This window comes from Xylanibacter muris (genome assembly GCF_013166605.1).
Lineage (GTDB): Bacteria > Bacteroidota > Bacteroidia > Bacteroidales > Bacteroidaceae > Prevotella > Prevotella muris.
Window position 1 is genome coordinate 14,170 of sequence record NZ_JABKKF010000016.1, and the last position, 14,233, is coordinate 28,402.

At 38.0% G+C, this 14,233-nt stretch carries 11 protein-coding genes and 2 pseudogenes; 2 read left to right on the top strand and 11 right to left on the bottom strand.

Annotated elements, in window-relative coordinates; genetic code table 11:
• Positions 1-197: 197 nt before the first annotated feature.
• Positions 198-797: a riboflavin synthase gene (locus HPS56_RS12265; RefSeq protein WP_172277125.1), complete on the bottom strand. Its 600-nt coding sequence runs from the start codon at positions 795-797 to the stop codon at positions 198-200.
• Positions 798-1,159: 362 nt separating this feature from the next.
• A complete protein-coding gene (locus tag HPS56_RS12270; protein ID WP_172277128.1) occupies positions 1,160-1,864 on the bottom strand; it encodes an SIMPL domain-containing protein in 705 nt (234 codons plus the stop codon).
• A gap of 331 nt (positions 1,865-2,195) precedes the next feature.
• Here HPS56_RS12270 and HPS56_RS12275 point away from each other — a divergent pair, with 331 nt between their 5' ends.
• Positions 2,196-3,128, top strand: coding sequence for a restriction endonuclease (locus HPS56_RS12275; RefSeq protein WP_172277131.1), 933 nt, complete (start codon positions 2,196-2,198; stop codon positions 3,126-3,128).
• 505 nt (positions 3,129-3,633) lie between these two features.
• On the opposite strand, the gene HPS56_RS12280 is transcribed toward HPS56_RS12275, so the two are convergent.
• On the bottom strand, positions 3,634-4,440 hold the full coding sequence (locus HPS56_RS12280; RefSeq protein ID WP_172277134.1) for a metallophosphoesterase: 807 nt from the start codon (positions 4,438-4,440) through the stop codon (positions 3,634-3,636).
• Between the two features lie 280 nt (positions 4,441-4,720).
• The gene (locus HPS56_RS12285) at positions 4,721-5,077 is read right to left on the bottom strand and encodes a hypothetical protein (RefSeq protein WP_253952471.1); all 357 of its coding nucleotides are present in this window, start codon (positions 5,075-5,077) and stop codon (positions 4,721-4,723) included.
• Between the two features lie 150 nt (positions 5,078-5,227).
• Between HPS56_RS12285 and HPS56_RS12290 the strand changes: the two are divergent.
• Positions 5,228-5,772 (top strand): annotated as a pseudogene (locus HPS56_RS12290) (transposase); the annotation flags it as partial.
• A 129-nt stretch (positions 5,773-5,901) separates the two neighbouring features.
• Here HPS56_RS12290 and HPS56_RS12295 read toward each other — a convergent pair.
• From HPS56_RS12295 to HPS56_RS12325, 7 genes and pseudogenes are all read right to left on the bottom strand, one after another.
• Positions 5,902-6,593, bottom strand: a pseudogene (locus HPS56_RS12295) (helix-turn-helix domain-containing protein); the annotation flags it as partial.
• A gap of 263 nt (positions 6,594-6,856) precedes the next feature.
• Positions 6,857-8,317, bottom strand: a complete 1,461-nt coding sequence (mnmE, locus tag HPS56_RS12300) for a tRNA uridine-5-carboxymethylaminomethyl(34) synthesis GTPase MnmE (RefSeq protein WP_172277140.1) — start codon at positions 8,315-8,317, stop codon at positions 6,857-6,859.
• Between the two features lie 28 nt (positions 8,318-8,345).
• Positions 8,346-9,224 (bottom strand): nucleoside phosphorylase, encoded by an 879-nt coding sequence (locus HPS56_RS12305; RefSeq protein ID WP_172277224.1) that lies wholly within the window; start codon positions 9,222-9,224, stop codon positions 8,346-8,348.
• Positions 9,225-9,275: 51 nt separating this feature from the next.
• Positions 9,276-10,457 carry a YncE family protein gene (locus HPS56_RS12310; RefSeq protein WP_172277143.1) on the bottom strand — a complete coding sequence of 394 codons (1,182 nt, stop codon included), beginning with the start codon at positions 10,455-10,457 and terminating at the stop codon, positions 9,276-9,278.
• 200 nt (positions 10,458-10,657) lie between these two features.
• Positions 10,658-11,392, bottom strand: coding sequence for a tRNA 2-thiocytidine biosynthesis TtcA family protein (locus HPS56_RS12315; protein ID WP_172277146.1), 735 nt, complete (start codon positions 11,390-11,392; stop codon positions 10,658-10,660).
• 48 nt (positions 11,393-11,440) lie between these two features.
• A complete protein-coding gene (locus HPS56_RS12320) occupies positions 11,441-11,809 on the bottom strand; it encodes a DMT family protein (RefSeq protein WP_172277149.1) in 369 nt (122 codons plus the stop codon).
• 14 nt (positions 11,810-11,823) lie between these two features.
• The gene (locus HPS56_RS12325) at positions 11,824-14,181 is read right to left on the bottom strand and encodes a bifunctional dihydroorotate dehydrogenase B NAD binding subunit/NADPH-dependent glutamate synthase (protein ID WP_172277152.1); all 2,358 of its coding nucleotides are present in this window, start codon (positions 14,179-14,181) and stop codon (positions 11,824-11,826) included.
• Positions 14,182-14,233: the final 52 nt, after the last annotated feature.

Genomic DNA, 14,233 nt, shown 5'->3' on the forward strand with positions numbered 1-14,233 from the left:
CTTGTGTTTTTAGGGAGCGTTGAAAAATCAATGTGGAGGCTTCATCTTTCTTTGGCTGTAGATATGTGTCATCGCCATACAAATACAGACGTTTTTTAAATGTGATCCATATCGTATGGGCATTATTTTGCAATGTAAAAACCCCTCCGACTTCCCGAATGAGAGAGAATGGAAGGGTAGATGGAGATTTTTGAGTTTTACAATTGCTGAAGCCTTGCAATGTATTTGCCCAATATGTCAAACTCGATATTTACTGTGGAGCCTGTTTTTATGTCGCAGAAGTTTGTATGTTCAAATGTATAAGGGATTATCGCTACCTGAAATGTGTTCTTTGTGGGATTGCATACTGTGAGTGACACACCGTTGACTGTTACGCTTCCTTTGTCTACGCAGAAATATCCGTTGCGGGCCATTTCCCTGTCTTCTTTATATTCAAATGTGAAATATGTACTTCCATTTGCATCTTTTGTGTCGATACACTTTGCTGTAAGGTCTACATGTCCTTGTACAATATGGCCGTCAAGCCTTCCGTTCATAAGCATGGAACGTTCTACGTTTACCTTATCACCTACATGAAGGAGTCCGAGATTTGTGCGTTCGAGAGTTTCTTTCATGGCTGTAACTGTGTATTTTCCGTTACATATACCAACGACAGTAAGACATACTCCGTTATGAGCCACACTTTGGTCAATTTTCAGCTCATCAACAAACGAGCATTCTAATGTGAAATCTATATTGTCGCGGTCTTTAGTTATTGCTGTGACCGTGGCAAATTCTTCGATAATGCCTGAAAACATATAAAATTCCGGATTTGTTTTATTATAAAAAATGACGTTTCTGACTGAAAATGAAGAAAAGGGAAAGGCCGTACCGATGATATGATGAAAACTCCTATGATATAAGATTTGGGTGGTCTCCGCCTTTGTAATCCACCGGCATTTCTGCTACCTCAGAGAGGTATGTGGCCCGCCATTAGCAAAAGAAGTGTTCCCGGTTTTCGATTTTTAATTGATGAGTATCCCGATCGAACCGATACGACCTTTGTTCTTTTCTTTTGCAAAGTTAAAGTTTTTGTCTCAAATATACAAACATTGCATAGCTTTTTTATCCGTTATTTGCATTTCTGCATGCATTGACTGTATAAAAGTAACTGTTTTTATCAATTCTTAAGTGAATAGGTCACTGTTGTTACAACCCTAATCTTTTTTATCCACGGTGTATTTTCGTCAAGGTCGTCTATTGAGAATTGTCCTTGGTCAGCGGTGATGATTTTGTTTATATCGCTGTGACTGTTTTCCGCGAATTGCTGTGCTGTTTTTTCTGCGTTCCCTATAGCTTCCTGCATCATTTTCGGTTTCATGTCACGGAATGCCGTATATTCCCATTTTGTCTGATATTGATATTCGCTGTTTGTTATGGCAATGCCTTCCTTATATAATTCGGCCTGTCTGTTGATGAGTTCCTTTATAAGGTTTACATTTTTGGAAGTAACAGTCACTACCGATGTTACCGAGTATCGGTAAGCTTTTCTGTTCTCATTGTAGACGTTTGATTCAAGGTCGTATATTTGTGGGGCACTGACTCTTATCTCGTTGTCCTTTACTCCGTTTCTTGTCAGGAAGCCCTTTACTTTGTTTTGTGTTTCTTCAATTTGTTTATACAATTCAGGAAGACTGTTACCGTTTATTTTTGTGGCAAGCGGCCATGTTACCTTGTCCGCATTCACTTCTTTCTCGGCAAGTCCTTTCACCGTTACCTTTCTGTCTTTATTGGTATAGTTGTCTATGCCGGACTTGATGAAAACTCCCAAAAGTGTGATGCCTAATGCTATCACAAACGATGGAATAAGATTTTTGTTGTTCATTCGCATACTTTTCTTTTTAATGGTTTATATATTTATTGTAAGTATTTTATGGTGTTTATACCAAGTGGCAAATATACGAAGAATTTCTGAAATCCAACCTGTTTTGGGCTTCACATAATTCGATATTTTAGAAAAATATCGTAAGAGTTTTTAATGAGTGTGAAATGAAGATACGGCAAGCATCCCCAATTTCAACTTGGAATCATTCACCAAAATATTAACTGATGAATAACTTTTTGATGATAATAGATGGTGATTACAAAAATTTTAGCTACTTTCGCAAGTGGAAATACCCCAATGTTACTGAAGCAATAAAACAAATTTGTCGTTTATGATACCGAAGTTTGATAAAATACGGATACAAGCATTGAAAGAATTGAGTGTTGGATTTGTTATGAGAGCTAAAGATTTACGCATTCCTTTGGCTAAGCATTTTGGACTAACTGAAGAGGAAATGAATGCTTGGTATCCTTCAGGAAATGGCGAAATATTTTTGGATCGTATTTCGTGGGCTTTATCGTATCTTTTTATTGCAGGACTTGTCGAAAAGCCTCAAAGAGGTGATTACAAAATCAGTGAAAAGGGTCTGTCTATGCTTTCTTCATGTACGGAGGAACAAATAAATGAATTTGTCAAAGTAACTGTAAATACGAGAACTCCAAAGAAAGATTTCAAAAACAAGGGTACAAACAATGCTTCTTCTCATGTGGAAAATGATGATGAACGTACTCCGGAAGAAGAATTGGCAGATTCGTATGATAGGATAAAGCAAAATGTGCAATCTCAAATTCTGACGACTATATTAAGTAAACAGCCACAAGAATTTGAAAGATTAGTCGTGAAATTACTTCAAGCAATGGGGTATGGTGGTGAGGTCAAAAACTCAGGTATAGTTACGAAATTTTCTAATGATGGTGGTATTGATGGCATTATTAAAGAAGATATTTTAGGCTTCAATCATATTTCCATACAAGCAAAGCGATATGCCTTAGATAATAATGTTGGTCGCAACGAGGTCCAAGGTTTTGTAGGAGCTGTTGCTGGAACACCATCCAAGAAAGGAGTATTCATCACCACCTCTGATTATACCAAAGGGGCAATGGAGTATGTGGAAAGTCTTAACGGTTCACCAACTATTATTCTTATAAATGGTCAGCAATTGACAGAATACATTTATGATTATGGATTAGGATTGCAAACAGAAAGAGTCCTTAAAGTTATGAAAATGGATACGGACTACTGGGATGCAATAGATAATGCTTAGCGAATCAGTGACAATTCATTTTAATCGGTACAATCTCTGTTTTTACAAATACACAGAGTAGGGACAAATATAAACCGTTGTATTTCATGGTTTTGCATATATGTGTTGTACCGTCTCTTTTCAGCCCTTTTGTGGAATGTCCGCTATCTGATTGTGCTATTTTGCAGAACGCTTGTTGAATGCAAAGGTTGTGTTTTTCTGTGGATTTCTGAGGTTTGTGGTGTGTGTGTTATCCCTTAAAGGGTTTTGGATGGTAGAAAATAGGTCATAAGATCAGAAAATTTTTGTGGAATATTTATGATTTGCTTGGAAAAGTGTAGGGAAATTGGCCATATTCGTTGGAAAAAGTGTAATGAATCAGATTTATCCGCTTGAAAAGTGTAATTGCTTCCGTTGTCCACTATGGAAAATGAGACAGGAGCACTTATATTCAGGCAATAACTATTATATCATATCGGGTATAATTCTGTTTATTATATCAATGTTATACCTGAAAGGGTATAAATCAATATATTCGGCTGAACTCCATAATGTATAGCATCTGATATAGTATTCCGTCAATGCAGGAATGCCAACTTTGATGAAAATGACCATAGTACCAATGGTTTATCGGATGGTTGTCGGTTTTAAGATGGTGCAGAAGCATATCCATCGTTTTCCGTTCAAATTGTATATCCTCAATCAATGAAGAATCGTTCTTAGCCCATTGGTAAAGGTCGCTTTTTGAGAACAGTTCACAATGTGATGGAGCGGTATGTGTGACAACTGTATCAATCAAGAAGTTTGCGCGGATGGTATTCAGCTTATCAGCATCATAAACAGGAGCTTCGTTCTTCCAATATAAATTGCGGGAAATATCGTTTTCTTGCGAATCGTTGAGATGGAGTCTGTATTTTCGTTTATTCCATTCATTTATGCGATAGATACGGTCAATAGAGATAGCTCCACCTACACAAAGGATGGTATGATTACAAACTTGTAGAATGGAATAATCAGGAACTGCGATGAAGCGTTTGACATTGAACATTGCGCCATCAAAATAAGCAGGATTATCATGATTACCTCGCACAAACACAATCCAATTGTTAGCTTGGCTCATTCGCTTTGCATTTCGTCTAACCATCTGCTCATAGTACTCTTTCTTTTCGAAGCCGAAGCCGCAATCCCCGGCTACAATTAGTAAAGTGTCCGTAAGCTGATATTGGATACAGAGTTTGAACACCAACTGATTAAAGTCTCCATGAATGTCACCGGAAACAATAATTGTCTTGGCTTCGGGAAAAGATATTGAGAATATGCCGTTATGATTCATTTTTTGATAGACTAATTCTATTGTTTTCTTAACTGTACAATTCGATAGTTTATGTTACTTCTTTTTATAGTATTCGTCAATCAATCGGCTTACTTCGTCCATTGAAATTTCTCCTTCGATATGCTTACGGGCAGTTTCGATAAGAAAGTTAGATATGCGCAGATTGTCAACGGCTTGTAATCCTATAGATGCTCTCCACAATTTGGCTCGTTCACGCTTTTCCAAATCTTCGCTATTTAGGTATTCTTATAATGTTTTGTTAAATGCTATTCGCATGAAATCACTCAAAATATTTCCTTAAATAATCTTCTTGATATTCATTAAGCTCTTTGAATTGTGAGTGGCGATTAATACCTAATTCTTCAAGGATGTCTAATGATAATTCATCTCCCATATACATTGTTGCTGTTGGAATGAGTTTATAACAGTCGTTATCTGCCTTGAATGGAGTAATCCAACAAGAGCTGTCTTCACGAGCACAACTAATATCAACCACTTCAAGACGAAAGCGTATTTGATAATGACCTTTACCTATGAGATAAAGATAACATATATCTCCAACTTGTAGATTTTTGTTACGAGCCTTTTTCCAGTAAGCACATCCCAGTGTTTGAATACTCTTTACATGATCAATCATGCTCTCTTTTCCTTTTAGTAAAAATATTCGTATTGATTTCATAACTAACGTGAATTCGACGAATTATACTCATCTTTAAATTTGGTGATTAGCGAATCTTTTGGTAACTTTATAGTGCAGAATTACAAAGTATTATAAACAATAGTCGCTATGCTCACCGATGACAAAGTTAATGAATTATTTTGTATGTCCAATGACTTTTGTAAGTTTTTTGATGTCATGTTGGAAAAATATACGTTAAAATCAGATAGGAAACGCCGTTATCACCGTAAGTCAACCCTGTCAAAAGCAGAAATCATGCTGATAATGATACTGTTTCATGACTCAGGCTATCGTTGTCTGAAACATTATTATTTGGAAAAAGTATGCAAACATCTGCGCCATCTTTTTCCGAAAGTTGTCTTGTACAATTGTTTTGTGGAACTTGAAAAATAGGTAGCCCTCCCTTTGTCCCTGTTCATCAAGAAGATGCTGCTTGGAAAATGTACAGGTATAAGTTTCGTTGACAGCACACCTCTGAGAAGGTATGCAGGAATCAAAGGATACATATCCATAAAGTATCCAAGGGAATTGCCCAAAGAGGCAAATGCTCCATGGGATGGTTCTTCGGATTCAAACAGCATCTGATTTGTAACGAGAAAGGAGAATTGTCATTTCTGGTTTTTGTTCCGGCACATCGAGATGAGATTATTCCGAATAGGTCTCTGACAAACCGTTACTTTTGTACACGTGTGTGACATACTGTTTAATATTTAGAGTTTTACATTTGTTTGGTGCAAAGGAATATGGTGATTCAATGGTGGCAACATTCACCGATAAATAACTTATTCAATCTTTGGGGCTGCAAGTAGCTTATCCAATTCAGATTTGGAGATAAGCGTGTATTTGCCTTTCTTGACCTTAGGAATATTATGATACTTCGCATAATGATAGAGTTGGTCACGAGTAAGATTGAACTTCTCCATCGCTTCGGCTACCGTATAATACTGCGGTTCTTTGGGTGTAGTCACACCTTTGGCTATATCCACATGCTTCTTGGAATAGTACACCATGATACCTTCTTTCTTCTTCGGAATGGCATTCTTGGAAACGAAAGTGTAGATGGTGGATAAGGTCATACCGAATTTATCCTGCATTTCTTGGGTGCTATACCATTCGGTAATGTCGGGATTCGGGGCTTTCTTGGCAAAGTAAGCATCCATGTGCTTCTTGCTCCAGTAAGTCTTGCCACGATTGAAAGTCCGAGGTATGTTATGCTTCTTGGCTATCGCAAATATCCATGATTCATTTACATGGTATTTCTCTTTCACTTAGGCTGTGGTGTAGAAGACGGTGATGGGGGCTTTCTCTTTTGGTTGTCTGTCCTCTGAACAATAAAGTCTGTCATATCTTCTATGTTAACTTTGCGAACAAGGGTTTTCCTTTCAAATCGGATTACCTTCATTACGCCATTGCGGATATAGCGATATATGGAAGTGCGTCCGATATCTAATAATTCGGCTACTTCTGATGGGGTGTCGATTCACTCATTTTATTTATCCGTTTATTTCGCCAAATCTGTTTCATCGCGTACCACCACGTACCATGACGTACCAGTGTATCCACGACCTTTCCGACCTAAAATCGGAGAGTAACAAGCGAGCAATAAATACGGTACAAAAATGAGCTGAAAAAGCCCTATAAATGATAACCATCGCTTATAAGGCTAAAAAGAAAGGCGCTCAAAATGAACGCCTTAATAATCATTGATGATATATGCTAATCGTTGGTAATCACCATTTACTTGCCCACGCAAAAATTCTTGAAGATATTACCTAAGACTTCGTCTGTGGTAATTTCACCGCCTGTGATTTCTGACAGGTGGGAAAGGCATTCACGGAGATCTTGGCTGATGAGGTCACCTGGGATATTCAAACAAAGACCCTCGTTGACACGGTGGATGGAATCATTAGCCCGTGAGAGTGCTTCAAAGTGGCGTATGTTTGTTACGATAACATCATTTGGAGATATTGATGTACCTGTAAGAGAAACAAGAAGTTTTTTAAGTTCTGTGATACCTTTTCCTGTTTTGGCTGAAATACTTATTGTATTTGTAGAAGCTGTGATTCCGGTAAAGTGGGAGATTACGTTTATGTAGTTCTGGGCATTTTCAGGAACAAGATCTGTTTTATTATAGACAATGATAAGCTTTTTGTCATTGCAAAGCTTACTTATTTTTGAAAATAATTCCGTGGTACGATTCTGCGAATCGGTAGAGTCTATCAGTAAAAGCACGATCTCCGCTTGGCATATTTTTTTAAATGTACGTTCTATGCCAATACTCTCTATTGTGTCTGTTGTCTCACGTATTCCGGCCGTATCTATAAAGCGGAAGGTGAATCCGGATATGTTCACAGTGTCTTCAATTACATCTCGTGTTGTTCCATGTATATCACTTACGATTGCCCGTTCCTCACCCACAAGTGTATTTAAAAGTGTGGATTTTCCTGCATTTGTTTCACCGATGATTGCCACAGGAATTCCGTTTTTAATGGCATTGCCAAGCCTAAAAGACTGCATCAGACCGGTTATTAATTTCTCTATTTTCAATGATATTGCATGCAACTCCTTCCGGTCGGCAAATTCAAGTTCCTCATGATCAGAGAAATCCAGTTCTAATTCCATTAATGATGTCAGATGAAGCAGTTTATCACGCAATGCAGCCAATTCCTTACTGAAAGTTCCACGCATTTGATTCATAGCAAGTCGGTGTGTTGATTCAGATGTAGATGCAATCAAATCTGCAACGGCTTCTGCCTGACTTAAATCCATTTTCCCATTGACAAAAGCACGCTGTGTATACTCTCCCGGTTTAGCCAAACGACATCCGTTGTCTATCAGCAGTGCTATTATTTGCTGCATGATGTATGATGATCCGTGACAAGAAATCTCTACAGAATTCTCGCCTGTATATGAGTGAGGTGCATGAAATATGCTGACAAGCACTTCATCTATCAATTCATAGTTCTTTCCATTTGTATTTTTACAACATTGGTCATTGGATTTTGAAGATAATAAAGGCTTTCTTATTTGCCCGAATGCGATGGTATAAGGTTTTCTTTCTGCTAAAGGTAAATTATTACCGACAGGAAAAAAAATCCTGTCGGTAATTGCTATTGAATGATATCCTGAAATGCGTATTATGCCAATGGCACCGCCTTGAGCCGTCGCAATGGCACAAATTGTATCGCTTATGTTCATTAGATTATATACTTATATATAATATCGATTATATTCTGTCAAGTACCAGTCTTATCAAACTGTCTATATGATTCTTGTATCCAGTATTGGCTTTTCCTGCCCTGCGGTTTGCTATAACCATGCATACCGTTGTTGCCTTATGTCCCATTAGTTTTGCAAGACCAGCCAATGCGGAACTTTCCATTTCATAATTTGTTATGCAGCGTCCATTAAATTCGAAGCTTTCCACTTTTTCATTTTGACGCGGATCGGCAAGAGGTATGCGTAACTGACGTCCTTGTGGTCCGAAGAAGCCTCCGCACGCAACAGTTATTCCACGTACCATATCATTTTGTGCTATTCTTTTGACCAACTCCTCGTCCGCGTCAATAACGTATGGAGCTGGGGCACAGATATTTCCTGTCCATCCAAGATGATTAAGCAATGCACGTTCCATAGTAAGGTTGCATACCGAATTTCGGCCTTCATAAAAATTTAGCAGACCATCGAAACCAATAGATGTCTCTGAACAAATAAATGTACCTTCTTGAGTGTGCATTTGTAATCCTCCGCATGTTCCTATACGTACTATCTCCAATTGCCGATGGTTCTCTTTTTCTGTTCTGGTCTCGAAATCGATATTGGCCAATGCATCTATTTCATTCATCACAATATCAATATTGTCACATCCGATACCAGTGGAAGTTACCATTATGCGTTTTCCACAATATGTTCCTGTCACAGAATGGAATTCCCTGCTTTCCACTTCATTTTCAATGGTATTAAAATGCGAGCTAACTAATGCTACACGTCCAGGGTCACCAACAAGAATAATTTTGTCTGCAAGGTTTTCGGGTTTCACATGTAGATGGAAAATACTTCCATCAGAGTTTATAATCAGTTCTGATTCTGCGAAATACTTTTTCATCATTTTGATTTTTAGTCTTAAAGATTTATTTTATCATATAATATGAATAATTCACTTTTTTCCAAGTGCTTTATTCTCGGCATTTCTTATATTTTTTTCTGTTTTCAATATTTCGGATTCTATTAATTCACATAATTGTTCACTTTTAAGAATATCTGCTTTTAATGCCGTCCTTTCGCTGTTTCCTGCTTTCATATAATATTTGCGGGCCTTACTGAGAGCATCGGAAAGTTTCTTATGTTGTTCTTGTTTTCTTTGGAGTTCGATAAACATTCTCATTCCCTCTTCGGTTTTAAAATCAGCAAGATCCTTATAAGTTATCTTATCATTTATTATGAACGTAAATCCTACTTTTGCGGCATTCATTTTTTTCAAGCGATTGGGTATTTCTTTTATTCTTGCCAATGCCTGTTTTCGTTCACCGCCTTTTCCCCAAGTTTCAGAGATTGATGTGAGTTTCGAAAAACGTTCTATCTGTTCACTACTATATTCTTCAATACTATATGTCTGTCTTGTTTCTGAAGGAATAAATGTATATATGCATACTTTGTTTTCATCTTGGCCTCTGTCTGTGGCAAACCATCCGATATTGGCATATTCGTCTATTGCGTACATATAGTCATTGGCTGTAGAATTGAATGGCATGCCGATATTTTCAGGTTTTAGGAATTTGCCTGTCTCAGAATCGAATCTTGTGACAAAAATATCAAATCCGCCAATGCTTTCATTTCCTTTTGCTGCAAAGTACAATGTTGTCCCGTCTGCCATCATGAAAGGATAATTGATGCTTGTTATGTCAAGGTCTTCATCCAACCCCTTTAGCTTTTCCGGTTTTGTCCAATTGCCATCAAAGTAATCACTGGTATAAAGTTTCATTGTTCCTGCAGTGTCAACTATCATCGAATAATAGCATTTGTCTCCTAATTCATTTATGTATGCAAATGCATCCGGATGTTTTTTTGAATTAAACAAATCATTATATCTGCCTATTTTTCCTGCTTCAGGATTGAGTAGATATTCTTTCAAGAAATCATTTCTGTTTACAACAATACTGTCTACGACAATTATTTTCTGTGTAGCCTCAGTCATTAATTTTATTTTCTGTTCTGCCGCATTGTCTACAGTGGCAATTTTATCTTTTGCTTTTTTTGTCTGTATACGTTTCTTCTGCGCAGATGCGGCAATGCCAATTAATAAAAGTACTATGATTATAAATATATTTTTTACTCTCATCTTATTCAGATTGCAATATTACTACTATAATTTGTACAAAGATAATGTAATTTACAGAAAGGGCAAAACAAAAACACTTTTTTCTTTAATGTATAGAAACTTTATATACCTGTTTTATTTTAATATTATACAAGTATATCTTTTTATAGACAGATTCATTAATCATATATAAAAATTTATGATGCTTATTGGTGAAACAATTACAGTTCTATTAGTTTTCCGGCAGCCTCCAATGCATTCCACATGGAGTATCTTGCTTCCGGATTTATTTTTTCTATCGTATTGAAAATATCCCGCATATTTGTACGATGAGACTCTTTTTCAAACGGACAAAGCTTTTTTTGTTTCTCATACCCCTTCATTTCTGCATATTGGGATATGTCAGTTTCTGATACGAGACACAATGGTCTTATGATTGCCAGAGGTATTTTTTTCATTTGAAGCTTGACCGGCATTGTTGAAAACTGACCTTGGAAGAACTGGTTCATCATAGCTGTGTGTATAATATCATCCATGTGATGTCCCAATGCAATTTTATTGCATCCAAGTTTCTGTGCTAAATTGAATATTTGTTTTCTTCTATACCATGAGCATAAAAAGCATATCGGTTTGCCGGAATTTTCAGAGAAATCAAAATGTGTGGCTATGACATGTAAAGGAATACCATATCCATCGGCAAAGCTTTTTAAATATGAAGTGTCGCTTTGATAATTAACATTATCCATACGTATATGTACAGCTTCCGCCTTGAAATATGGGTTGTGTATCTTCATTCTGCGTCCAAGCATCTCAAGCATACACAATGAATCCTTACCTCCAGACAATGCTATGAGAATATTATCTCCGTCTTGAATTAAATTGTATTGGTAAATGGCTTTTTGAAAACGACTTATAATCTTTTTCTCAAGTTTTTGTTCAAATGTAGGATATGGCATGTTTCTTTAACCGCAACAATGTTTTAAGATGTCAGTCATAATGAATTATCACTTCATAAAGACAAGGTATACAGCACAGATAATCAAAAAGAAAGCCAGGATATGATTCCAATGCAGACTTTGCCCTTGGAACATGATATTTGCAATTATGGCAAATACTCCGAGGCTGATACATTCTTGAATAACTTTCAACTGAACAAGGTTAAACGGGCCTCCATTTCCAATGAATCCCATTCTGTTTGCAGGTACCTGACAACAATATTCAAAAAATGCAATTCCCCAAGAGAAGAAAATGATGCCGATTAAAGGCCAACGTGACGAAATGCCAGTTTCCTGCAATTTCAGATGCCCATACCAGGCAAGTGTCATAAACACATTGCTTAGTATGAGCATTATTATCGTATACAGTCCGTTCATTTAAAAGAAACAGATTACAGGTTTTTATTTTTTAATTGTCTGTCCATATTGCTTGCAGCCTGTCTTCCGTCGCCCATTGCGAGAATTACAGTAGCTCCTCCTCGTACAATGTCACCTCCGGCAAAAATCTCAGGGCGTGAGCTTTGCATGTCTTCATTTACAACAATGGTGTTTTTGCGTCCAAGGTTCAGTCCTTCAATAGATTTTGGAACAAGAGGATTTGGAGATACTCCAACAGCCACAATAACTTCATCCACATCAAGTGTGATGGTTTTTCCTTCAATTGGTACGGGGCTTCTTCTTCCACTTGCATCCGGTTCTCCTAATTCCATTACCTGGAGTATTGCCTGACATACAGCCCCGTTTTCATCTTCCTTATATTCAATAGGATTATGCAATGTAAGGAATTTTATTCCCTCTTCCTTTGCATGCTTTACCTCTTCGAGACGCGCCGGCATTTCTTTTTCAGAACGCCTATATACTAATGTCACATCGGCACCAAGACGTTTTGCGGTACGGCAAGAATCCATGGCTGTGTTTCCTCCGCCTACTACCAACACCCGCTTTCCGAGATTTATCGGGGTATCCGTGGCCGGATTGGCGGCGTCCATGAGGTTTACACGTGTCAGATATTCATTTGATGACATTATATTTATAGCGTTTTCACCCGGAATCCCCATAAAGTTGGGGAGTCCGGCACCAGATCCAACAAAGATGCCTTTGAATCCGTCCTCTTCCAATTGTTCGACCGAGATTGTCTTGCCTACAACACAGTCTGTATGGAAATGGACTCCCATTTTTCTTAGGTTGTCAATTTCAACATCTACTATATGGTTAGGCAGGCGGAACTCTGGTATTCCATATTTCAATACCCCTCCGATTTCGTGCAATGCTTCAAACACAGAAACGTCATATCCTCTTTTCACCATATCTCCGGCAAAGCTAAGGCCGGCAGGCCCTGAGCCGATGACGGCCACCTTTATGCCATTTGCCTTTTCAATTTCAGGCAACGCCATGTTCCCGCTTTCACGTTCATAATCTGCAGTGAATCTTTCAAGGTATCCTATGGCCACGGCAGGTTCATTCATTTTGAGGTGTATGCACTTGCTTTCACATTGTTTTTCTTGTGGGCAGACACGTCCGCATACTGCCGGCAGCGCTGATGTCGCTTTTAATACTTTTGCCGCAGCAAGAAACTCTCCACGTTCAATGTTCTTTATGAATGAAGGAATATTGATATTTACAGGACATCCTTCCACACATGTAGGGTTCACGCAGTCGAGACAACGCTTGGCTTCAGTTATTGCCATTTCTTTTGTAAGTCCTATATTTACTTCTTCAAGCCTTGATTTTACCCTATATTCAGGAGATAGTTCAGGCATGACAACACGCTCTATCCCTGTTCGTTCCTTCGCTTTCATGGAAGCTCGTAATTCCTTGCGCCATACTGTGTTACGGTCAGTTAGTGTTTCTATACTATCATCAGAAGAATGTATTGTATTGCATGCTGTATTGGTATGATTAGGACATTTATGTTCTTTTGTGTCTTCCAAATGTTCTTCCAAATGCTCCAACTCATCTTGTTCTGCACGCTTGAATGTACTCATGCGTTTAAACATTTCGTCCCAGTCTACAAGTGCTCCGTCAAATTCAGGCCCGTCTATACATACAAACTTTGTCTTTCCTCCGATAGTGAGCCTGCACGCCCCACACATACCTGTTCCGTCTACCATAATAGTGTTTAGTGAAACATCTGTGGGTATGTTGTATTTCTGTGTAAGCATACAGCAGTATTTCATCATTATCGGAGGGCCTATGGCATAGGCTTTGTCTATGTGCTCCTGATTTATAAGTTTCTCAATACCGACAGTTACCACACCTTTATCTCCATAAGAACCGTCATCTGTCATTATAATGACTTCATCGCTATATTTTCTTACCTCGTCTTCCAGTATTATCAGTTCCTTTGAACGGCCGGCTATTACAGACAGAATTCTGTTGCCTGCTTTCTTTAGTGCCTTTATTATTGGGAGCATCGGTGCGATGCCGACACCTCCACCGGCACATATTACAGTTCCGAATTTCTCGATATGTGTAGGATTACCGAGTGGTCCGGCAACATCCGTGATATAATCACCCTCATTAAGGTTGCATAGTTTTATGGACGACAGGCCGACTTTCTGTACCACAATGGTTATTGTTCCCTTGTCGGTATCAGCGTCAGCGATGGTCAGAGGCACTCGTTCTCCGTTTTTGCCGATACGTACAATTATGAAGTTACCCGCTTTCCGGCTTTTGGCAATCAGTGGGGCTTCTATTTCAAAAAGATATACTTTTTCAGACAACTGCTGTTTTCTTGTGATTCTGTTCATTGGAGAAGATGTATTTCAGGCTGTAAATATTTGAAAAAAAATAAATAGTACT